This window comes from Polynucleobacter sp. es-MAR-4 (genome assembly GCF_018882055.1).
Taxonomy (GTDB): domain Bacteria; phylum Pseudomonadota; class Gammaproteobacteria; order Burkholderiales; family Burkholderiaceae; genus Polynucleobacter.
On sequence record NZ_JACVPF010000001.1, the window covers coordinates 618,057 to 639,166 of the forward strand.

The 21,110-nt window shown below is 46.7% G+C and carries 22 protein-coding genes and 1 tRNA gene; 11 read left to right on the forward strand and 12 right to left on the reverse strand.

The window, feature by feature from the left end:
- The first annotated feature begins 112 nt into the window (after positions 1-112).
- Positions 113-189: transfer RNA gene (locus tag ICN16_RS03080), tRNA-Met, on the forward strand.
- A gap of 184 nt (positions 190-373) precedes the next feature.
- On the forward strand, positions 374-1,342 hold the full coding sequence (locus tag ICN16_RS03085; protein ID WP_216133920.1) for a tripartite tricarboxylate transporter substrate binding protein BugE: 969 nt from the start codon (positions 374-376) through the stop codon (positions 1,340-1,342).
- Positions 1,343-1,407: 65 nt separating this feature from the next.
- Here ICN16_RS03085 and ICN16_RS03090 read toward each other — a convergent pair whose 3' ends face one another.
- From ICN16_RS03090 to ICN16_RS03115, 6 genes are read right to left on the reverse strand one after another with little or no spacing between them, the layout of a single operon-like run.
- A complete protein-coding gene (locus ICN16_RS03090; RefSeq protein WP_216133922.1) occupies positions 1,408-2,049 on the reverse strand; it encodes a DUF6803 family protein in 642 nt (213 codons plus the stop codon).
- Positions 2,050-2,107: 58 nt separating this feature from the next.
- Positions 2,108-2,443: a hypothetical protein gene (locus ICN16_RS03095; protein ID WP_216133924.1), complete on the reverse strand. Its 336-nt coding sequence runs from the start codon at positions 2,441-2,443 to the stop codon at positions 2,108-2,110.
- Between the two features lie 4 nt (positions 2,444-2,447).
- A complete protein-coding gene (locus ICN16_RS03100) occupies positions 2,448-4,949 on the reverse strand; it encodes a DNA internalization-related competence protein ComEC/Rec2 (protein WP_255533574.1) in 2,502 nt (833 codons plus the stop codon).
- A gap of 4 nt (positions 4,950-4,953) precedes the next feature.
- Positions 4,954-5,814: a TatD family hydrolase gene (locus ICN16_RS03105; RefSeq protein WP_216133926.1), complete on the reverse strand. Its 861-nt coding sequence runs from the start codon at positions 5,812-5,814 to the stop codon at positions 4,954-4,956.
- Positions 5,811-6,506 carry an ABC transporter ATP-binding protein gene (locus tag ICN16_RS03110; RefSeq protein ID WP_216133928.1) on the reverse strand — a complete coding sequence of 232 codons (696 nt, stop codon included), beginning with the start codon at positions 6,504-6,506 and terminating at the stop codon, positions 5,811-5,813. The genes ICN16_RS03105 and ICN16_RS03110 overlap by 4 nt, the downstream gene beginning before the upstream one ends.
- Positions 6,499-7,758 (reverse strand): lipoprotein-releasing ABC transporter permease subunit, encoded by a 1,260-nt coding sequence (locus tag ICN16_RS03115; RefSeq protein ID WP_216135623.1) that lies wholly within the window; start codon positions 7,756-7,758, stop codon positions 6,499-6,501. The genes ICN16_RS03110 and ICN16_RS03115 overlap by 8 nt, the downstream gene beginning before the upstream one ends.
- Before the next feature lie 70 nt (positions 7,759-7,828).
- Between ICN16_RS03115 and ICN16_RS03120 the strand changes: the two genes are divergently transcribed.
- The 4 genes from ICN16_RS03120 (at position 7,829) to lysS (ending at position 13,248) form a co-directional block, all read left to right on the forward strand.
- On the forward strand, positions 7,829-8,788 hold the full coding sequence (locus ICN16_RS03120) for a hypothetical protein (protein ID WP_255533575.1): 960 nt from the start codon (positions 7,829-7,831) through the stop codon (positions 8,786-8,788).
- Positions 8,785-10,530 carry a single-stranded-DNA-specific exonuclease RecJ gene (gene recJ / locus ICN16_RS03125; protein WP_216133932.1) on the forward strand — a complete coding sequence of 582 codons (1,746 nt, stop codon included), beginning with the start codon at positions 8,785-8,787 and terminating at the stop codon, positions 10,528-10,530. The genes ICN16_RS03120 and recJ overlap by 4 nt, the downstream gene beginning before the upstream one ends.
- 28 nt (positions 10,531-10,558) lie before the next feature.
- A protein-coding gene (gene prfB, locus ICN16_RS03130; protein WP_215301335.1) for a peptide chain release factor 2 occupies positions 10,559-11,663 on the forward strand; the annotation gives its coding sequence in 2 pieces (ribosomal slippage) (positions 10,559-10,639 and positions 10,641-11,663; 1,104 coding nt in all).
- A 34-nt stretch (positions 11,664-11,697) separates the two neighbouring features.
- Positions 11,698-13,248 (forward strand): lysine--tRNA ligase, encoded by a 1,551-nt coding sequence (gene lysS, locus ICN16_RS03135; protein WP_216133935.1) that lies wholly within the window; start codon positions 11,698-11,700, stop codon positions 13,246-13,248.
- Positions 13,249-13,328: 80 nt separating this feature from the next.
- Here the strand turns inward: lysS and ICN16_RS03140 are convergent, their stop codons facing one another.
- Positions 13,329-13,781, reverse strand: a complete 453-nt coding sequence (locus tag ICN16_RS03140) for an OsmC family protein (RefSeq protein WP_216133937.1) — start codon at positions 13,779-13,781, stop codon at positions 13,329-13,331.
- Between the two features lie 28 nt (positions 13,782-13,809).
- Positions 13,810-14,295: an isoprenylcysteine carboxylmethyltransferase family protein gene (locus ICN16_RS03145; protein ID WP_216133939.1), complete on the reverse strand. Its 486-nt coding sequence runs from the start codon at positions 14,293-14,295 to the stop codon at positions 13,810-13,812.
- A 173-nt stretch (positions 14,296-14,468) separates the two neighbouring features.
- Here ICN16_RS03145 and ICN16_RS03150 point away from each other — a divergent pair, with 173 nt between their 5' ends.
- Positions 14,469-14,831 carry a sirohydrochlorin chelatase gene (locus tag ICN16_RS03150; RefSeq protein ID WP_216133941.1) on the forward strand — a complete coding sequence of 121 codons (363 nt, stop codon included), beginning with the start codon at positions 14,469-14,471 and terminating at the stop codon, positions 14,829-14,831.
- Here the strand turns inward: ICN16_RS03150 and cobA are convergent.
- The 4 genes from cobA to ICN16_RS03170 form a co-directional block, all read right to left on the reverse strand.
- Positions 14,754-15,614: a uroporphyrinogen-III C-methyltransferase gene (gene cobA, locus ICN16_RS03155; RefSeq protein ID WP_216133943.1), complete on the reverse strand. Its 861-nt coding sequence runs from the start codon at positions 15,612-15,614 to the stop codon at positions 14,754-14,756. The two genes, ICN16_RS03150 and cobA, sit on opposite strands and share 78 nt — an antisense overlap.
- A gap of 20 nt (positions 15,615-15,634) precedes the next feature.
- On the reverse strand, positions 15,635-16,177 hold the full coding sequence (locus ICN16_RS03160; RefSeq protein ID WP_255533576.1) for a DUF934 domain-containing protein: 543 nt from the start codon (positions 16,175-16,177) through the stop codon (positions 15,635-15,637).
- A gap of 13 nt (positions 16,178-16,190) precedes the next feature.
- Positions 16,191-17,909 (reverse strand): nitrite/sulfite reductase, encoded by a 1,719-nt coding sequence (locus tag ICN16_RS03165; RefSeq protein WP_216133947.1) that lies wholly within the window; start codon positions 17,907-17,909, stop codon positions 16,191-16,193.
- Between the two features lie 192 nt (positions 17,910-18,101).
- Positions 18,102-18,374, reverse strand: a complete 273-nt coding sequence (locus ICN16_RS03170) for a hypothetical protein (protein ID WP_216133949.1) — start codon at positions 18,372-18,374, stop codon at positions 18,102-18,104.
- A gap of 150 nt (positions 18,375-18,524) precedes the next feature.
- Between ICN16_RS03170 and ICN16_RS03175 the strand changes: the two genes are divergently transcribed.
- From ICN16_RS03175 to ICN16_RS03190, 4 genes are all read left to right on the forward strand, one after another.
- Positions 18,525-19,301 carry a ferredoxin--NADP reductase gene (locus ICN16_RS03175; protein ID WP_215333516.1) on the forward strand — a complete coding sequence of 259 codons (777 nt, stop codon included), beginning with the start codon at positions 18,525-18,527 and terminating at the stop codon, positions 19,299-19,301.
- 107 nt (positions 19,302-19,408) lie between these two features.
- Positions 19,409-19,573: a hypothetical protein gene (locus ICN16_RS03180; protein ID WP_215330946.1), complete on the forward strand. Its 165-nt coding sequence runs from the start codon at positions 19,409-19,411 to the stop codon at positions 19,571-19,573.
- Positions 19,574-19,589: 16 nt separating this feature from the next.
- Entirely contained in the window at positions 19,590-20,384 is a 795-nt protein-coding gene (locus tag ICN16_RS03185; protein ID WP_216133951.1) for a sulfite exporter TauE/SafE family protein, read from the forward strand.
- Positions 20,381-21,109, forward strand: coding sequence for a phosphoadenylyl-sulfate reductase (locus tag ICN16_RS03190; RefSeq protein ID WP_216133954.1), 729 nt, complete (start codon positions 20,381-20,383; stop codon positions 21,107-21,109). The genes ICN16_RS03185 and ICN16_RS03190 overlap by 4 nt, the downstream gene beginning before the upstream one ends.
- The last annotated feature ends 1 nt before the right edge of the window (position 21,110 follow it).

Here is a 21,110-nt window from a genome sequence, read left to right on the forward strand (position 1 = left end):
ATGCAGACTGACTCAGGGGTGATGTTTAGCCCTAAAAGCCGCTTATTTGAGCTCTATTTAAAGGTATTGCTCGACAGAGACCCTTAAAAAATGGTAGAATTTCAGCTTCAGACGCGGGGTGGAGCAGTCTGGCAGCTCGTCGGGCTCATAACCCGAAGGTCGTAGGTTCAAATCCTGCCCCCGCAACCAAACAAGTAGAAGGCTTCTAGGTCATATGACTCAGAAGCCTTTTTGCTTTTCCGGGCACCCAATGTCTAGGCATAACGCCCCAAAGTAGGGAAAAGGTCTATTCGGATACTCTCAGTCGTCTACTATCCTAAATAGAGGCATGAATTCTCAATGCCCATGAATTGTCTATTTTGGAGAACAAGTAATGACATTAGTTAGTAAATTAGTCGCAATAGCCTGCGGCTCACTCATTAGCTTTGGCGCAATAGCCCAAAACTACCCTAACAAACCGATCAAGATCATTGTTCCATTTGCCCCGGGCGGCAGTACCGACATCATTGCGCGCAGCATGGCTGATCCTTTAAGCAAGCAATTAGGCCAATCTGTCATTGTGGAAAACAAGGCTGGTGGTGGCGGCTCTGTTGGCGCCCTAGAAGTTGTGCGCGCACCAAAAGATGGCTACACCTTAGGAATTGCAACCATTTCTACTACGGCATCCAATCCAGCAATTAATGGCAAGATTGGCTATGACCCACTGAAAGACTTCACAGCAATTACGAATATTGCTGCGACACCGAATGTGATTGTGGTGAACCCATCCTTTCCAGCCAGAGACTACAAAACGTTTATTGAGGTTATCAAAAAGAATCCCGGCAAATACTCGTATGCAAGCTCTGGCACTGGCGGCATTGGTCATATGCAAACAGAACTCTTCAAGAGTTTGACTGGGACCTATATTGTTCACATCCCATACCGTGGTGCAGGCCCTGGCCTTATCGATGTTGTAGCTGGCCAAGTACCCATCATGTTTGACAACTTACCTTCCGCCCCTCCCTTCATTAAAGATGGTCGCCTGATTCCGATTGTGATCGCAGCACCTAAACGCCTTGCGATTTTGCCAAACGTACCTACATTTACTGAAGTGGGTTTAGCGCCTGCAAACAGAATGGCCTACTACGGTCTATTAGGACCTGCAGGCTTGCCTAAAGATGTTGTAGACAAGATTTATGCCGCGGCTCAAAAAGCAGTCCTTGACCCTACAGTACGAAAACGTATTGAAGATACCGGCTCCATCATTAACGTAAATGGTCCTGAGGCCTTCTCGAAAGAAATGGCTGCAGAGCTGGCAACTTATAAAGACGTTGTTGCCAAGCAAAAATTAGAATTAGAGTAATTCCTCAGTAGCGCAATGAAAAAACCGCCCTCGGGCGGTCTTTTTACATTCATGCACACCAACCATTAATGCGAATGACCTTGCGAACTCATTGGCATTTTATTGGGACTAACATTTTTCATGCTTTCACCATTCATCATCTGCTGATGCGCCCCCTTCATTTGCTCATGCATCTCTGGATGACAGAACTCATGGTCAGCGCTACTGCCAGCAGCACCCATTTGATGGGCGCCACCGCCTTTGTAACCAAGTAAGGAAGGATCAAGCATGCCGGCAATCATGGCGATGTGCCCAAAGACTAAGAACAAAGCTACGCAGATAGCATGAATCTTGAGCTTACCCATTTGATCTAGGGCTTTATTTACAAAACCAAACTCTTGCAAGGCTATCCAGATCAAAGGCAAGCCCCCAATCAGATAACTACCAACCGCTATCACATCAATTGCAGTACGCCATTCATGATTTTTAGTAATCGGCAGCACAGCAGTAGTCATTAAATAGGCGATCACACCAATAAAATACAGGCCTACTGTCGTGCCCGCAAATCGATTCAGGTGATAAACAAAGCCATCAAACTTCCTAGTAAATAGGATATACAGCTCAGTGATTGCCAAAGTTTCAGCAAGCACAATTGGTATTGCCATAAAGATTAAGAGGTTCCAAGGCTGATTGTCAGCCAATAGCTCCATGTAGTGAGTCATGTTCATAAGTCTTCTCCAAAACGGAAATTATCAAAAGGCATCTAAATGCCACAATCAAAAGTGACTAAAGATAATTTTTGGGAGGCTTGTAAATAGACTCAGCAATACTAGATTTTGGTCTTGAAATATCGCTGCGCACATATACATCGGCCTGCTTGACTGAAAAAAACTCGGGTGAAGCAGTAAGAATCGCAACGACTGCACAGCAGTAATGGGTAGGACTAATGTTGGTACTGGACATACCTTCTTCAGAGTGGCCAACTGATGCCATCTCTTGGCAATGATCATGCCCGGAAACTATTACCGCAGTGCTTTCTGCATTTAAATCAACAGGCATCATCGCAGCATTGATTTGGCTGACAAAGAGGCTGATAAATAAAAATGTGATGAACTTCTTCATAGACTCAGTTTACGCTGTATTTAGAGTGTCGATGCCACAAGCGCTTGTCATGCTTTCGCCAAAATAGCGGTTCTCCTTGGTTTAACTCTAATGCGGCCGAAAATTGCCATATCTGCGCACCAGTCATCGGTGTTTGATAGAAGGGGATACTCATCTCCTCATATCGGGCGGTGACCGTTGGATGTGGATGACCATATCGATTGCGATATCCGTTTTGTGCAAATGCTTCATCAGGATTTAGCGCAGTTAAGAGCTCTTGAGATGAGGATGTTTTGCTACCGTGATGTGGGGCCATGAATATCAAACTCTTATCATTCAAATCATTGAGGGCAGCACGAGTTAATCGCTCAGTGATTTCGGCCTCACCCTGCTTTTCTACATCCCCCGTCAACCAGAATGAAGTTCTTGAGTTACGAACCTCTAGAACACAACTGACCTCATTTGGCTTTCTAGGATGTTGATCCTCAAAAACTGTGAACTCATTCGGATGCCAAATGTAAAACCCCACCCCATCCCACCTCCATTTCTGACCAAAGCGGCAAGGTATCGCAGGGATTCTTCTATCTCTTAGATTAGCGAGCAATGGATTGGTGCTTGGCAAAGAACCCATCATTGACTCAAAGCGAATCTCTTTCAGTAGGGTTGCAGCACCTCCAATGTGATCACTGTCACTATGGCTAATTACCATCCGATCAACATGATCAATTCCTCTCCCTCTTAAATACGGCAGGATAATTCTTTGACCAGCATTATCTTTCCCCTGAATGGGACCGGTGTCATAAAGCAATTTTTTTGTTTTGGTTTCGATAAGGACTGCTGTGCCCTGGCCAATATCCAACACTGTTGCCCGAAATTCACCTTGAGATAAATTGGTATTTTGAGTTGGATAAATAAATAAACTTGTAGTGAGCATGAGCCCGACCACTCTAGACATCCAACTTTCCCTGATAGAGCCCGGACGAATCGCCACAATAATGCCGATAGTTGAGAACAACATCGCCCACCAAGCGGGCTGACTAGACCAGGCGATTGCCCATTTCCAATTAGCCATCCAAGTAAGCATGATTGCTAAGTAATCCATCGTGATATGTGTTGGGATCAACAGCCATTTACCAATAAAGTCGGGGAGTAAAGCGCCTGCGATAGCTAGAGGGGTTACGATATAACTCACCACGGGAATGGCGATTGCATTTGCTAGCGGTGACACTATCGAGACCTGAGAAAACCAATACAAGGTCAATGGTAGAAGTGCAATAGTGACAACCGCCTGAACTCGACAAGCCTCTCTAAGAGCTTGCGTCACTCTATGTCGCCAATCAAGCTGCAGCTCTCTGCCAGTAGGTACACCCAATAAGCCATCCGAATCCTGCATCGCATACAAAATTGCCGCTACAGCGCCAAACGATAGCCAGAACCCAGGTGTATAGGGTGCCATCGGATCAACCAACAGAACAAATGCAAGTGCCCACCACCAGATATCGAATGAACGGGGATTTCTGCCTGACCAGAGAGCAAAAGCAACTACTCCGACCATATACATTGTCCGCTGCGCCGGAATCTGAAAACCTGCTAACCAAGCATATACAAATGCCGTCAAAAATCCTGCTGCTGCAGCAACTTTACTTACCGGAATAAATAGGGGCAGAGAATTTCGGCGCCATATAAATGCAGCAAGCATGGCACCAAATCCCGCCAACATCGTTACATGAAGACCAGAGATGCTTATAAGATGACCGATGCCGGTTGCATTAAATACACGCCAATCCTCTTGAGCAATCGCATTCTGATCACCCATCACCAAAGCTGCAATCACACCGCCATAGCGCGCATCTCTTGGCAATAAACGTTGAATCTTTTGCCTTAATTTCCAGCGCTGATATTCCATGGCTAGAACGAACTCAGTAAAGGCAATATCTTTTTCAAGCAATAACTTTCCCGACCTAACTGATCCGCTGGCACCAAAGTCTTGATGAAAAGACCAGCGCTCAAAGTCAAAAGTGTGGGGATTTAGAGATCCATAGGGTCTTTTGATTTTGACTTTGAATTCCCAACGCTGACCCGGAATAATCTCTGGAATGCTATGGGGATTACGCCATGCTGGTTGCCAACTCAAATAGACCTGCGAAGGAAACGACTGAATAAGTTCTTTCCCTAGAAATGCATGATCTACCTCAAATGAAAACTTTGCGCCACCAGGAGAGCTCTGTGGCAAGGCATTAACTCTGCCCTCGAGAATAAGATCTTTGCTCTCATACTCTATTGAAAGGACATTAGCCAATCGACTTTGTGCGTACCGGGCATTCCAGGCAAACCCCAAGGCGAAACAACAAACCGCTAGGAATGCGCTACTCGCATAACAGTTTTGGATTGAGGTGTAATTGATGCAAACACCAAATAGGGAGATGGCAATGGTCGCCGCACAGATCCAAGCCCAATTCTCTGGCACGACAGGCAAAAATAGAAGAAGCGATCCCCCGGCGATGAACGCCGCAATATTGATGCGCAAGTTCTTAGGAAGCGGATTGTGGGTTTGGTTTGCAAGTCATGAGAGATGACCAACGAGGTAATGCATGCATGGCATTTTGCCAAACTGACCTTGCAAATACTTCCTCACTAGCGCCTCGAATGCCAGCCAATTGCTGAGCAATTCTCGGGAGTAAGGCGGGCTCATTAAGCCGACCGCCCTCCTCCTTGAGCCATGCCGGTGGAATATCAGGAGCATCGGTTTCGGTAACGATACTTTCGAGAGGTAACTCTTGTAAGAGGCGACGAATTTGTAAGGCTTTATCGTAGGTTGCAGCACCGCCAAAGCCAAGCTTGAAACCTAGCTCGATAAATTGCTCGGCTTGCTGATGGCTGCCATTGAATGCATGTGCGATGCCACCGGGCACCTTTCTTTTGCGTAACGCTTTCAGGATGGCGTCTTGTGAACGGCGCACATGCAAAATTACTGGCAGCCGGAAATGCTGAGCCAAATCGAGTTGCTTATGGAAAAAATACTCTTGGCGCTGAGGATCGAGGCCCTCGACAAAATAATCTAAGCCAATCTCACCAATCCCGACAAATCGAGGATCATTCAATGATTGCTCAATTTGATTTTTAAGAATCTCGATATCACTCTCTTGGGCTTGATTGATATACAGAGGATGAATACCTAGCGTGTAGACTAATCCTGGAATTTGATTGCCATACTGGTTTGCTAAATTTTTAGCCTGCTTCCAATCGGAGGCTTGAACTGTCGGCAGCAAAATGGCTTTAACACCCTTATTCACTGCACTTGAAATAATTTCCGAAAGCGTGCCATCAAACTCTGGCGCATCTAGATGGCAATGGGTATCAACCCAAGTGAGCTCTGTGCTGGCATCGCTCATTGTGCGAACGTCTTTAATACTCCGCGCTCTAAATGCAAAATTCGGTCACAACGTTTAGCGCGAATAGGATCATGGGTCACGATCACAAAAGCAGTGCCCTGCTCACGAGCAATATCCAACATCAAGTCAAATACGCCATCAGCAGTTTCGGTATCCAGATTACCCGTTGGCTCATCCGCTAGAACGCAAACGGGGTTACCGACTAGCGCACGAGCTACAGCAACACGTTGGCGTTCGCCGCCAGACAACTCACCTGGGGTGTGTTGCACTCGCTTTGCCAAGCCTACTGCGTGCAACATTGTATTTGCACGTTCCATGGACTCTTCATTGCTTAGCCCACGAATGCGTAATGGAAGAGCCACATTCTCAACGGCACTGAATTCGTCTAAGAGATGATGAAACTGGTAAATAAATCCCAGACTGTGGTTACGAAGCTGATCTAATTTACTCACTGGCAATTTATGTAGATTGTTCCCAGCAAGAATCACAGTGCCCGCACTCGGAGTATCTAAGCCACCCAAAAGGTGCAATAAGGTACTTTTCCCTGAGCCAGAAGATCCTACGATGGCAACCTTTTCGGAGGCGTTCACTTGCAAATCAATCTCTTTGAGGACATCAACCGCTGTTGCACCTTTGCCGTAGGTCTTTGCTAAACCAGAAGCGCTCAGAATGGTTTGATTGGAATTACTCATAGCGCAATGCCTCCGCAGGTTGAACTTGGGCGGCGCGGCGACTTGGGTACAAGGTAGCCAACACAGAGAGGCCGAAAGCCATCAAACCAACCGTCACTACATCAGATAAACGCACATCGGAAGGCAACTCACTAATAAAGTACACATCGCGTGGCAGGAAGCGCACTCGGAAGATCGCTTCTATAGCAGGAACAATCACATCAATGTTTAAAGCAATTAGTAGACCCAAACCAACTCCCGCGAGAGAGCCTAATAAGCCAATCGCTAAGCCTTGCACTAAGAAGATTCTTTGAATGAGCCCTGGGCTTGCACCCATGGTTCTTAAGATCGCAATATCGGCCTGCTTCTCATTGACAGTCATCACCAGAGTAGAAACCAAATTAAATGCAGCTACAGCAATGATCAAGGTCAGGATGATGAACATCATCTTTCTTTCAGTCTGAACAGCAGCAAACCAATTTCGGTTAGAGCGCGACCAATCGCTCACCCATAAAGCTTGTGGAACAACCTGAGCTAACTCAGAAGCAATCTCTGGCGCCCGCTGCATATCGTCTACCTTGACACGTAAACCAGATGGGTCTTTCAAGCGTAATAAAGCAGCGGCGTCTTTCCAATGCATGATGGCTAAAGAACTGTCATATTCATAATGACCGCTATCCACAATGCCAACTACTTGCAGTGTTCGCATTCTAGGCATAGCACCTGCAGGCGTGAGATCACTTTCTGGCACGATCAAATTAATACGATCGCCCACACGCGCACCAACGATATTGGCAAGCTGTGCACCCAAGGCAACTCCAAAAGCACCCGGCTTGAGATCTTCAATACTGCCAGCGACGAACTGCTTAGGTAAATCAGAAACTTTACCCTCTTCACTGGGTAGCACCCCGCGTATAGAGACGCCGCGCATCACGCTATCACGACTCAATAAACCTTGTGAACTCACCATTGGGGCGACACCAACTACGTGGGGCTGAGCAGCTACCTTCAGAGCAATTGGCTCCCAATTGGCGAGACCATCTGGAGCGGTAATTTCAACGTGAGAAAGTACGGAAAGCATCCGATCGCGCACTTCCTTTTGGAACCCATTCATCACCGAAAGCACCACAATCAGGGCGGCAACGCCTAAAGCGATGCCTGCGGTGGAGATTCCGGAAATAAAGGAAAGGAAGCCATCACGCTTGCCCACGGTCTTACGACGCTTGGAACGGGTATAGCGTAGGCCAATTTCTAGCTCGATAGGAAGTCTCAACATAGTTACAGTTTAGTGAATTAAATGGGTAATCCAATGGTTTCTGTAAATGCCACCTAAAATCAGGGGAATGACTGCCAATTTCACCTCCCCAGCAAGCGCTTTGCGACGCTTCACCCTGATGGTGTCAGGAGAGGATGCTATTGACGCTGGATTGGACCAGAATGAGCCGCCCAGCGGCTTGCCGCAGGAACGCTTTCTCTTAGGAGATCGCTTGCCGATTGCTCCAGTAATGTTATTAGGTCAAAGTGATTTATCGGTAGACCCGAATGAAATCATCGCTTGCCTTCAGCCGGTTCACCTTCATGCCACCAGAGATCATCTGATTTTGATGGCCCAAAGTCAGATTGATCTGACAGTAAATGAATCCGCCAACTTACTTCAAGTTGCTCTCCCTTTTATCGAAGAAGATTTTGGGGTCAAAGTTTTATTCCAAGGACAGCGCGATTGGTTTATTCCAGCCGGCCCATTCGCTAGCTTAGCCACCCACTCCATTGATCAGGCGCATGGCCGCAATATCGATTGGTGGATGCCGCGCGATACGAGCGAAATTGGAATTGCCAAACTCTGGCGCAAACTTCAAAATGAAATTCAAATGCTTTGGCACATTGACCCAGTTAATGAAGAACGTGAGCAACGTGGATATCCAAGCATTAACTCCCTTTGGATTAGCGGCATCGGAAAGCTAGCGGATATTCAGGCGCCTAAGTTCTTGGGCAATACATCTCAGATTTATGGAGACCACCCACTATTGGCTGGATTGGCCAAATATCTTGGTATACCTCAACAGAATGAAATTCATTTTTCAGATCTACAAAATACCTTTGCCTGGATTGAACGTCCTGAGAGTATTTGGGATAACTTGAGAAGCGCCCTCTTGAGCCATGAGTTAGATGAAATTGAAATTATCGACTTTCCAAAGGGCCAAGCTCGCCACAGAATCTTTACGGCTAAAGACTTAAATAAAAAGTCATGGGCCTTCTGGAAAAAATCAGAGCCCTTAACTTGGTCAGAAATCATTTCAGCATGAGCGTATTTTCAAGGCGCCCCTTCTCTGATCGCACGGCCAGCTGGCTGCAACAAAGCGGCTTACACCCACTACTTGCCAGACTATATGCAGCACGTGGCATTGATAAACCCGATGAACTCTCGCTAGATCTCAAGCAACTACTCTCACCAGTTGAGCTGAAGAACTGCATCAGCACTGCCGCCCTACTCGCCGATATCCTGGAGCGCAAGGAATCCATGCTGGTGGTGGCGGACTACGATTGTGACGGCGCTACTGCGTGTGCCGTTGCGCTCCGAGGCCTAAAGATGCTAGGTAGTCCAGATACACCCATTCAGTTCTTGGTGCCAAATCGTTTTACGATGGGTTACGGACTCACTCCAGAAGTGGTTGACTTGGCAGCTCAGCAAAATCCTAAGCCCAAATATCTCATCACCGTAGATAACGGCATTGCCAGCGAAGCCGGGGTTGAGCGAGCTCGCGAGTTAGGCATGGAAGTCATCGTGACCGACCACCATTTGCCAGGCGATCGACCGCCTAAGGCGACTGCAATCGTGAACCCCAATCAACCTGGCTGCACCTTTCCAAGCAAAGCACTTGCAGGTGTGGGTGTGATGTTCTATTTACTAGTGGCTCTACGTGCGGAGCTGCGCAAGCGCGGAAAATTTACTGCCGAGACTCAGCCAAAAATTGAGAACCTATTAGACCTTGTGGCTTTAGGTACCGTAGCAGACGTTGCACAGCTTGATCGCAATAACCGCATCTTGGTTTCGAATGGCTTAAAGCGCATACGTGCTGGCGTATCTCAAGCTGGTATTCAGGCGCTATTTCAGGCGGCCGTGCGTGATCCTCGCAAGGCCAATACCTTTGACCTAGGTTTTGCCATCGGCCCTCGCCTAAATGCAGCAGGGCGTCTGGCAGATATGACCTTAGGCATTCGCCTATTGCTCAGCGATAAACCTGATGAGGCTATTGAGCTGGCTTATGAACTTGACCGCATTAATCGAGAGAGACGCGTGATTGAAGGTGGAATGCAAGAAGCCGCCCTCGCCCATCTTGCCGAAGATCAATTGGCGGGCACTATGGCTGATCGCTCTAGCATTTGCCTTTGGAATGCAGAATGGCATCAAGGCGTGGTTGGTATCGTGGCTTCCCGTCTCAAAGAACGCTTTAATCGCCCTGCGATTGTCTTTGCACCCGCAGATGGCGCTAGTGGAGAAGAGTTACGTGGCTCCGGTAGATCATTAACAGGCTTTCATCTGCGAGATGCCTTGGATATTGTTTCTAAACGTGAGCCTGGCCTCATTCTCAAATTTGGTGGCCACGCGATGGCAGCGGGCCTCAGTATTAGAAAAGCAGATTTTGAAAAGTTTGATGCGGTATTTCAGCAAGTTGCCAATGAATTACTAAATGACGAATTATTAGAGCGCCGCCATATTCATGATGGCTCCCTTGATCTATCTGAGTTCACCCCAGAAACTGGCGATCTCCTGGCTGAAGAAATCTGGGGACAGGGCTTTCCGCAACCCATTTTTTACGGGGAATTTGAGGTTGGGCAACAGAGCCTCATGAAAGAAAAACATTTACGCTTGCAACTCCGCCCAATTGGAGATGGTCAAATCGCTAGCAAGCCATTTACCGGGGTTTGGTTCAATCGGACCCAACCATTGCCAGCCAAGGCCAAGCTGGCCTATCGCCTAGTAACTGACCGCTTTCAGGGGCAGGCCCGCGTGCAACTCATGATTGAGGCCCACGACGAGGCCTGAGCTCTAATAACCCCCTTATAATCAGGGGATGGAAGCCGAACAACTCAATATTATTTCAAATACCCTGTCCGATCTGCTCACCCGTGAGCAAGCACTTCGGGGGTATCTTTGACTTCGAAGTAAAGTCACGACGCCTTACTGAAGTTAACTCAATTCTTGAAGATCCCACTATCTGGGACGATCAAAAGAAAGCACAAGCCCTCGGCAAAGAAAAGAAATTGCTCGATGGTGTTGTTGCTACCCTCACTGATTTAAATAGCAATATCACCGGTGCCATCGAACTATTCGACATGGCCAAAGAAGAAAGTGATTTTGAAACCATTGGCGCTATCGAACAGGACGTAGAGAGCTACAGCAAGATCATTCATGATCTTGAGTTCCGTCGCATGTTCCATAACGAAATGGATTCCTGTAATTGCTTTATTGATATTCAAGCGGGCGCTGGCGGAACAGAGGCTTGCGACTGGGCTAGCATGCTCTTCCGCCAATACCTTAAGTATTGCGAACGCAAAGGCTATAAAACAGAAATTCTTGAAGAATCAGATGGAGACGTTGCTGGTATTAAGAGTGCCACTATTAAGGTAGATGGCGAGTACGCTTATGGGCACCTTCGCTCAGAGACTGGCGTGCACCGCTTGGTACGCAAGTCACCATTTGACTCCTCCAATGGTCGTCACACCTCTTTCGCCAGTATCTATGTTTATCCAGAGATTGATGACTCGATTGAGATTGATGTCAATCCAGCAGATATTCGTACCGACACCTATCGCGCCTCTGGTGCGGGTGGTCAGCACATTAACAAAACCGACTCTGCAGTTCGCTTGACCCACCTGCCAACCGGAATTGTGGTGCAGTGTCAGAATGACCGAAGTCAACACCGCAATAGAGCAGAAGCGATGACGATGTTGAAATCACGTTTGTATGAGCATGAGATGCAAAAGCGTCGTGCAGAGCAAGACAAGCTTGAGGCCAGCAAAACTGATGTGGGCTGGGGTCATCAGATCCGCTCCTACGTACTGGATCAAAGCCGCATTAAAGACTTACGCACCAACGTTGAGATCTCCAATACACAAAAAGTTTTGGATGGTGATCTCGACGCCTTTATTGAAGCCAGCCTCAAGCAAGGCGTTTGATTCATTACCCCTATTCCAGCTATCTATATTCCATATGAACGATCAAGTGAACTCCAATCCTAATCAAGCTACTGAAGCTGTTGATGAAAACCACATCATTGCAGAGCGCCGCGAGAAATTAGCCAAGTTACGCGAAGGCGGAGTGGCATTTCCAAATGACTTCGTGCCAACCCACTTAGCTGCGGATCTACACACTCACTACGATAGCCTCACCAAAGAGGAATTAGCTGCCAAGAAGGTACATGTCAAGGTGGCTGGCCGCATGGTGCTCAAGCGCGTCATGGGTAAAGCTAGCTTCGCAACCATCCAAGACCGTAGCGGCCAGATTCAGTTCTACATTAATGATGAAATCAGTGGTGCGGATACCCATGGTGCATTTAAGCACTGGGACATGGGTGACTTTATCTCTGCTGAAGGTAATTTATTCAAGACCAATAAGGGTGAGCTCTCAGTTGAATGTAGCAATCTACGTCTCCTAAGCAAATCGTTGCGCCCTCTTCCAGATAAGTTCCATGGCCTCTCAGATTTAGAGACTAAGTATCGTCAGCGCTATGTTGATTTGATTGTGAATCCAGAGAGCCGCAATACTTTTAGAGCGCGTAGCAATACGATCGCTTCCTTGCGTCGCCATATGCTTGATGCAGACTTCATGGAAGTCGAAACACCAATGCTCCACCCCATTCCTGGTGGCGCTACCGCTAAGCCATTTATTACGCATCACAATGCTTTAGATATGCAGATGTTCTTGCGTATTGCGCCAGAACTATATTTAAAACGCTTAGTGGTTGGTGGTTTTGAACGCGTGTTTGAAATCAATCGCAACTTCCGCAACGAAGGCGTTAGCCCACGTCACAATCCAGAATTCACAATGATGGAATTCTATGCGGCCTATACCGATTACCGTTGGTTAATGGACTTCACAGAAGGTTTGATTCGTGCCGCAGCGATCGATGCGCAAGGCACTGCTGTTCTGACTCACCAGGGCCGTGAACTCGATTTGAGCAAACCCTTCCAGCGTCTAACTATCACCGAAGCAATTCTTAAATATTGCGGCCAATCCAACAAGAGCTATGAACCAGCTCAGTTAGATGATGCTGCATTCATTCGCGCTGAATTGAAAAAAGGTGGTGAGAATCCAGACTCCCCTACCTTGAAGAACGCTGGTATTGGCGCCCTTCAATTAGCTCTATTTGAATTGGTTGCCGAGTCACACCTATGGGAGCCAACCTACATCATCGATTACCCAATCGAAGTGAGCCCTCTTGCCCGCGAATCCGATACACGCCCTGGTATTACAGAGCGCTTCGAGCTATTTATCACTGGTCGCGAGATCGCTAACGGCTTCTCCGAGTTGAACGATGCTGAAGATCAAGCCAATCGCTTCCGCAAGCAAGTAGAGCAAAAAGAAGCTGGTGATGAAGAGGCAATGTACTTCGATCATGACTTCATTCGCGCACTTGAATACGGCATGCCTCCAACTGGTGGCTGCGGCATCGGTATTGACCGCTTAGTCATGCTATTGACTGATGCGCCCAATATTCGTGATGTGATTTTGTTCCCACATCTCCGTCGCGAAGAAGAGTAATTAGCTCAAACTCTATTTTTAGAAATAAAAAAAGCCGCAGATAATCCTCTGCGGCTTTTTTTATTTCAGACCTGGAAGACTCAACTTGCTGGATATAGTTTTGTGTTCTCGCTATCGATGACTGTGACATTGACTGGAATGCCCAGGCTAACGCTAGAAGATACGGTGCAGAAGTCTTGAAACTGAGCCAATACACGCTCCAGGTTCTCAAGAGTGTTACCAGGCACACCAATCCGAATCTCGACCTGAATTGCCAAGATACGCAATCTATTTTCAGCGTTTCTACCTATCTCACAACTGGCTTTAGTTTCTATTGGCTCAGGATTTTGCTTAAACTTTCTCAAAGCAAATAACAAAGAATCAGATAAGCAATTGGCAACGCCTGCCAATAAAAATTGTGATGGCGTTGCACCCTGCGATTGACCCAAGGGCGGTGGCTCATCACCGATCATTGGCTCTCGCTCTTCGTTGTAATAAATAGCAAACTGATAATCGTTTTGCTGAACAAGTCTTACAGAGGGTTCGATGCTCATATACTCTCCAATCACTTAAAACACCATCTTAATAGATAGCTGGAATTAATTTTTTAACTTTCAATTGGTATGCTGTGTAGGCAGGAAATCGCTCTACCAGCCAAATCTCCTCCCTCCTTGCCTTGATATCAAATAAAACAAGTAAGGCAATTGCATAAGCCAAAACATAAACACCGGGGAAGATAAGCAGCCAAGCAAAAGCTGCCAGAAGCACCCCAAAATATATTGGATGGCGCACATAACGATAGAGGCCAGACTGCACTAACTGCGCATTGTCTTTTGGGCATGGCAAGGGGGTAAGATTTTTACCAAGATTGATCACTGCAATAAGCATCACCAAGATTGAAATCAGGCCAACTGAAATACCACACGACGTAAAGATATTTTTGAGAGGCTCGGAAGTCAGTAAATCTTGCCCCCTAGGGCCGAACAAAATCAAGCCAATCAGAATTGCCTGAATGACGACATACCAAGCGCCGCGTTCAATAATAGATTTTGGAGAAAAGTTGTTCATTGCTAAGGCCTTCTGGGGAGAATGTCACAGTCTACCCATAACAGCAAGTGCTGGCCCCGTCAAAAGTCTCGTTCGCTTTAAAGGCAATCACCCTGTTATCACGGTATTAAAGACACTTAATGAAATTCAGGGTAAGCTTTGAAACATAAAAGAATCTCAATCAGAAGGATTGCATGAAAGCTCTCATTTTATTTGGCCACGGCGCCCGTGATGTTCGCTGGCGTGAGCCATTTGACCGCTTAAAGGAAAAATGGGTAGCGCAGCATTCCAATATAGTGGTCGAGCTCGCCTTTTTGGAGCTGATGGAGCCAAGCCTTGAGATGGCAGTAAGTTCTTTAGTATCCAAGGGCGCCAAAGAAATAACGGTTCTGCCAGTCTTTTTTGGGCAAGGCGGCCATTTACGGAATGACTTCCCCGCCCTTCTAACTGCTTGTCGTGAAAAATTTCCTGAAATTACTTTAAGCGCTACGCCGGCAGTTGGTGAGGACGATGCTGTTTTGCAGTCCATCATTGAGTTCGCTGCAAGAGCTATCTAGCTCTGAGGACAGCACTTGTGGCTTCTGTCTTAAAGCTTCGCCAATCATAATTAACGCCGGCGAAGCGGCATTAAACCACTCATCTGCTTCACCATTAGCCAATTGACCAAGAGTACTAGACCAGTGACGTTCATTCTTGGTGCTGACGGCCTCCAGAATATGGACAGGCGTCCCATCATCGTGGTTTGTAACGCCCTCAATTAATTGCTTAGCAATGCTTGTTGCGTCCTTACGCCCCATGTAATACACCAAGGTATCTGCATTGGGTTGCGCTAGAGGGATATGCTCTGATTTTGAAGGACTATCGCTGCTTGGGTCTTGCCCTTGCGCTACAGTGACAAAAGCAACACTTCTACTAACGCCACGTAAGGTGAGTGATTGCTGCATCGAAGCGGCCCCAGCTAAAGCCGCAGTAATACCAGGCACCACTTCCACCTGAATACCAGCTCGCTTGAGTGCTTGGATTTCTTCATCGGCACGACCAAACATCATGGGGTCGCCACCTTTTAACCTAATAATAATTTGATGGTTTTTTGCCGCATCCACTAAGCGCTTATTAATAAAATGCTGTGCGGAAGAGAGCTTGCCGCAACGTTTACCTACAGCTACTTTAGTTGCCTGAGGGCAAAGCTCCAACATTGTTGGATCCACCAAAGCATCGTGAAACACGATGTCCGCCTGCGCCAATAATCTTGCACCACGCAAAGTGATGAGGTCTGCAGCCCCGGGGCCTGCTCCGACCAAAAAAACCTTACCAAGCTCTGGAGTGTGAGTTGTAGACATTCGCTGTTTCTGTGAGGAGTTTATGCAATAGTGGCGCGTTGATCGCGCCAGCTGTTTTGCGTCACCACCGAAAAAAGATCAAACTGCTTGAGAGCAATATCGAGGTTTTGATCGGGACGTAATTCAAAGGCATCAAAGCCGACGCGTGCGCCTTGTAATAGCTGGTCAATCAAGACATCGCCAATGGCACGTACCTCACCTTGCCACTCAAAGCGATCTCTTAGCAAGGCGGCGGTACTAAAGCTTCTACCATCTCTAAAAATAGGGAAATGCGCCCCAACCACCGGCCAGAGTGATTTACCCTCTTCAATGATTTCAGAGTGCTTCAGAATGTCGTCATCGGCAGCAAACCAAACACCAATCTCGCCTTTACCTGCTCTACTGGCTACATCAGCGTTCTTGTGATGTGTAATCCACCAATGGAATGGCACTAGAACCTTATTAAAGCCATGCTCCAAATCCGGAATACCGCCTTCATCGCGCTCGCCATCCCATACCTGCCAATCATTGGCAATCAAAGTGGGTTTTCCGTCTTTAGGGTAATAAATAATCTGCTGGTTCATAGTGTTTTTGTAATTAGACCGCTGCACCTTTAGAGTGTTTTCCATTATTTTTATAGGCAGCCTCCTTAAATGGAGTTACGCCCAATCTGCGATAGGTCTCAATAAATGGTTCATCAGTTGAGCGTTGCTCTACATAAGTGTTGATGATGCTGGTCATCACATCCGGAATTTCATTGGCATAGAAAGAAGGTCCAATGACTTTCCCGATAGAAGCATCATTACCTTGATCTCCACCCAGCGTAATCTGATACCACTCTTCGCCATCTTTATCAACGCCGAGCACCCCGATATTGCCAACGTGATGGTGTCCACAAGAGTTAATGCAGCCTGAAATATTTAAAGTGATATCACCTAAGTCATGTAGGTAATCCAAATCATCAAAACGTTCTTGGATGGCTTTAGCAATCGGTAAAGATTTGGCATTGGCTAGTGAGCAGAAGTCACCACCTGGGCAAGCGATGATATCGGTCAATAAACCAATATTAGGCAGTACAAGATTGTAATTTTTTGCTGCTCGCCAGAGGTTAAGCAACTCGGCCTGTTCCACGTCAGCTAAAACTAAATTCTGCTCATGCGTTACACGAAGTTCACCAAAACTATATTGGTCAGCTAAGTCGGCGATGGCATTCATTTGCGCGCTAGTAGCGTCGCCAGGAGCCGCAGTGCCATGTGGCTTAAGAGACAAAATGACGGAAGCATAACCAGGTACTTGGTGCGGCTTTACGTTGCGCTCTAGCCAGCGAGTAAATACAATCTTCTCATTGGCATCCAACTTTGATTGAGCATGAGACTGTAATTGCTCATCACTTAATGCTGGAAGTGTTTTGTAGCTTTGCTTGGTAAAGTGCTTAGCGACACGCTCCCACTCAGCTTGTGTGAAGTTATCTTTACCCTGCTTAGTTGCATTATGCAGTTGAGCCCATTCACCCTCCACTTGCCGTGCGAATTCTTCTGGACCCAAAGCCTTGACCAAAATCTTGATCCGAGCCTTGTACAGATTGTCACGCCGACCAAATCGGTTATATACCCGCAAGAGTGCCGTTAAGTAGCTAGGCAGAACCTCCCATGGAACATTCTGCTTGATGAGTGAACCCAGAATAGGTGTTCGGCCCATACCGCCACCCGCGTAGATATCGGCAATTAATCGATCTTGAGAATCTTTTTTGAGCTCAATGCCGACATCATGACAAAGTAATACGGTGCGATCTTCTTTGGCGCCATTGACTGCAAACTTAAATTTACGCGGCAGATGGGCAAACTCTGGATGCAAGGTAGACCATTGGCGTAGCAATTCGCAAATGGGCCTAGGGTCGATATATTCATCAGCCGCGACTCCAGCAAAAGCATCGCTCGTAATATTGCGAATACAGTTACCCGAAGTTTGAATGGCATGCATCTCGACTTTGGCTAGTTCAGCCAAAATATCGGGAGTCTGCTCAAGCTCTACCCAGTTAAATTGAATATTTTGACGAGTCGTAAAGTGGCCATAACCACGGTCATACTTATCTGCAATGAAAGCGAGGGTACGTAACTGTCTCGCACTCAACAAGCCGTATGGAATAGCAACGCGCAACATGTAAGCATGGCGCTGATGGTAGAGGCCGTTTTGTAGCCTAAGTGGGCGGAATTCTTCTTCAGCGAGAGTGCCGTTAAGGCGACGCTCAACCTGATCTCGAAATTGAGTAACCCGCTGATCTACTAGCGTTTGGTCAATATGGTCATATTTATACATAGCCAGCACATTGTCTAGGGATAGTCATATTTCAACAAATAATTAAATGTAGAATCTATATATCTTTATTGATATAAAGGTACCGCCCGCTTAAATAACAGAAGGCAGCGGACAAGAAGGGATTGGAATTTAGTGCTAGACGCTAAATTCTGGAGAGCCAGTTTGTATGGATAGGCCAACAGCCCAACCCAATCAGTAAGTAATGGCCTTTTCAAAAGCCTCATCAACATCAGCTTGATCTTGCGCCAATACGTGCTGAGCAATCAAGAACACTCCCGAAAAAAAACTAACGCAGACCAATAAACCAAAGGCGTGGAATTGATTGAGGCCATTTTGATTAAGCACCTCAAGATAGCTAGCACTTTCCAGGGCAAGGTAAGTCGACAGACTCAAGAGAGCCAAACCCAGCAAAACTCTGGCTAAGGTGAAAAATAAGGTTTTTTCGCTCGATGGCTTTGTAGACATAAGACTTCCTTCAATTAGGTACAAGAGGATCTTATGGGCTTGGCGTTTATAAGTAAAAGAATCCCTTTTTATAAGCTAAATACTTTTATATCTATAGAACCACGCTCAGAATGAGGATAATTAAGTTTTAGACCTCATTATTAAGCGTTTATGGCAGCCTACAACACCGAAACCGTTCTCACTGTTCATCATTGGAACGACACCCTCTTTAGCTTCACTACCACTCGCAACAAGGGCTTACGCTTCCGTAGCGGTCATTTTTTAATGATTGGCCTAGAGGTTGAAGGCAAACCATTGGTTCGTGCCTATAGCGTGGCAAGCCCTAATTACGAAGAGCATTTAGAGTTCTTAAGTATTAAGGTTCAGGATGGCCCCCTCACCTCCCGACTGCAGAAGATTCAGGTGGGCGATCCTATTTTGGTGAGCGAGAAATCCGTTGGCACCCTAGTCATTGATGACTTAAATCCTGGAAAACATCTCTACTTGTTTAGTACGGGCACAGGGCTAGCACCATTCATGAGCATCATTCGTGACCCGGATACTTACGAGAAGTTTGAAAAAGTCGTTCTGATTCATGGCGTGCGCCTAGTAAGTGAATTAGCCTACGCTGATTACATTAAGAATGAACTCACTCAGGATGAATATATCGGCGAGATCATTCGCGAGAAATTGATCTATTACCCAACAGTGACACGCGAGGCTTTTAAGCACACCGGTCGCTTAACTACTGCGATTGAATCTGGTCAACTCTTTAAAGATATTGGCCTGCCTCCACTAGATCCAGCGGTAGATCGCGCGATGATCTGCGGCAGCCCATCTATGCTCAAAGAAACCGCTGAGATGCTGGATGCCAAAGGCTTTAAGGTATCTCCCAGCCTCGGTCAATTAGGTGATTACGTATTTGAACGTGCGTTCGTAGAAAAGTAATTTAACCTATATATCTAAAAGTAATTTAGATATCTCTATATATTCCTTGTGGATATATAGACCCCTTGGTAAATTCTTCTTAACAAGATATTTACCAAGGAATTCAGATGTCCCCCGTACGCGAGCACTACAACCCGATCATTACCAAGCTATTACGCGAACATGATCGCTTGCCACATGAGAATGTGGCGGAACGCAAAAGCTTCCAGCGTCAAATTCTGTTTCTCATGAATGCCATCAAGCTCGACGAGTTTGAGCAAACCTTTGCTTAATTGACTGGGCGCACCGATGATTCACTTCTTAATTGATTCTTCACATTTCATTATTTCCGGCGCACTAGTTGGATTACTGGTTGGTATGACAGGTGTCGGTGGCGGATCACTGATGACGCCATTGCTGACGCTGATATTCGGGGTTGCTCCCACGGCCGCCGTTGGTACGGACCTAGCATTCGCAGCAATTACCAAAGGGTTTGGAACTGCCGCACATCGTCTTCACGGAAATGTACGCTGGGATATTGTTCGCCTTCTCTGCATAGGTAGTATTAGCACCGCAATACTTTCCATCCTCGTTTTGAAATATGTCGGCCCAGTTTCAAAAGACTGGAATCATGTCATTAGCATTTCCATTGGAATATCTGTTTTATTAACGGCAGCATCCCTTCTCTTTAGAGCCAAGATCTTAAAATGGGTGCAGGCGAATCCACGCTACCTCCCTACTGGCACCGCCCTCAAGACTGCAACCATAAGCGTTGGCGCTGTAATCGGAATTCTTGTAACCGTCTCTTCAATTGGCGCTGGCGCAATTGGAGCAACGCTCATCTTGTTGCTTTACCCGCATTTAAAGGCATCTGAAGTTGCAGGCACGGATATTGCCTATGCTGTGCCATTGACTGCACTGGCTGGACTGGGGCATTGGTGGCTCGGCAACGTGCATTTTGACTTGCTGTTTGGATTACTCATTGGATCCGTGCCCGCTATTTGGTTAGGCGCAAAACTCTCCAGCGTGCTGTCTGAGCGAGCCACAAGAACAACGCTTGCGGGAACATTATTTTTGGTCGGAATTAAGCTGGTGTCTTCATGATTGCTCCAGAATTTTGGTCAATCCCCGCAGATACACCTTCCGAGTCTGAATTAGCCAGAAAGACGGCCACCTTCAAACACCGCTTACTAGATATCGATTCACGCTTTTCTGATGTTCGCTTTGCTACGAGTCTGGCAGCTGAGGACATGGTGATCACTGATGCGATTGCTAAGTCTAAGGCCAATATTCAGTTATTCACCTTAGCCACTGGTCGCCTGCATCAAGAGACGGTGGACATGACCAAGACAACTGAAAACCACTATGGGATTTCGATTGCTCAAGTCTATCCAGAAGAAAGTGATATTCAAGCATTCATTGATCAATATGGCATGAATGGTTTTTACGATGGCGAAGTAGCCAAGAAAGCTTGCTGTAGCGCTCGTAAAATTAAACCTTTGAACGCTGCATTGATTGGCGCTGACGCATGGCTTACCGGTCAGAGACGAGAGCAATCGACCACCCGTGTTGAGTTGAATTTTGAAGAGCATGATGATGCACGCGGTATTGTCAAATTTAATCCCTTGTTTGACTGGACTGAAAGCGATATCTGGGCATACATCAAACAAGAGAATGTACCAATTCATCCGCTGCACTTAAAAGGCTACCCCAGCATTGGCTGCGAACCTTGTACACGACAAGTGAAACAAGGCGAGGATATTCGTGCAGGACGCTGGTGGTGGTTACAGAGCGATAGCAAAGAGTGTGGTCTACACGTCAATAAATAAT